At 29.3% G+C, this 1245-nt stretch carries 1 protein-coding gene; it reads right to left on the bottom strand.

Annotation, left to right across the window (positions count from 1 at the left end):
- Positions 1-1129 (bottom strand): S8 family serine peptidase (locus Q0838_RS14180; RefSeq protein WP_298956541.1); only part of this gene is annotated, 1129 nt, incomplete at its 3' end.
- Between the last annotated feature and the right edge of the window lie 116 nt (positions 1130-1245).

Here is a 1245-nt window from a genome sequence, read left to right as displayed (position 1 = left end):
CAACAACTAGAAAATTATCAGAAACCTCAGCACCACTTTGTAAACGATCATTAGGATATTTCTCAGTTTCATTTAGATCAAAACCTTCATTTCCAGCTATAGTAATGATTAATACATCTTTTGAATTTGCATAATTTATAGCCTCTAGAACCCATTCTGAATAAAGAGTTCGTTCTTTATAGAAACTCATATTAATTACTTTAGCGCCATTATCTACTGCGTACCTTGTAGCTAGTGCAATATCCTTATCATGCTCATCTCCAAAAGCTGAAATAGCCAAAGACATTAACTTAATCTCATCTTTCCAACCAATATTACTAATCAGACCACCCATCTGGGTTCCATGATTTAATTTATTTTTATTCCCAAATAAATTATTCCCATAATCTGTATCACTTAAATCATGCTCATCATCTCCTTGAATCTGTCTGTCATTGAAATCAACATTAACTAATTTGTCTAACGTATTATCAAAATATTCTAGTTGTTCTTCAAAATATGTTTTAGTCAAATTTTCTTTTAACGAATATCTCATGAAGCCCAAATCAATCATTTTATCTCTAGAGACACCTATTGTTAAAATACTGTCAATATCCTTAATTTCATATTTTTTCCCTTTAAACATAGATGATACACGTTGGGTTGATAAAGGAAAAAGCGAATCGTTAACAAAATGTAGTTTTCTTTTTGAATTGTAGAACTGAACTAAGTTATTAAATTCAGTTTCTACATTCAAGTAATCTATATAAGCCAAAGAATCCTTCTGATGGAGTTTAGATACATCTTTATCTTTAAAATAATTTTTATACTTTCTTAAAAGTCTTGTCTCTTCCAGATTAACAAATTCAGCATTTTCATCGTATTGATTCCCCAGAAAATTCCAACCATGTAAATCATCTATATAACCGTTATTATCGTCGTCAATTTGATTATCACAAATCTCATCAATATTTTCCCAAATATGATTTACAAGATACTCATGTGATAGGTCTATTTCACTATCAATTACAGCAACTGTGATTTCTTCACCTTTTTTATTGATCAAGATACTATCATAAGCTCTATTTAAACTAATACCTGGAATAGAGTCTAGCTCGATATCTTTAAAATACCAGTTTTTGAGATTCACTTTAGCATTTTGTTGAGAGATTTTAGAAGGTTTGTTTGTGGATCTGTAGGATGTTTTAGTTCTACAGGAAATACAAAAGAAAATCAATAAAAGTAAAATTTTATATTTCATAAGAC

The sequence above is a fragment of the uncultured Nonlabens sp. genome, assembly GCF_947495285.1.
GTDB lineage: Bacteria > Bacteroidota > Bacteroidia > Flavobacteriales > Flavobacteriaceae > Nonlabens.
Note: the sequence above shows the minus strand (reverse complement) of the source record. Positions and strands in the feature narration are given on the sequence as shown.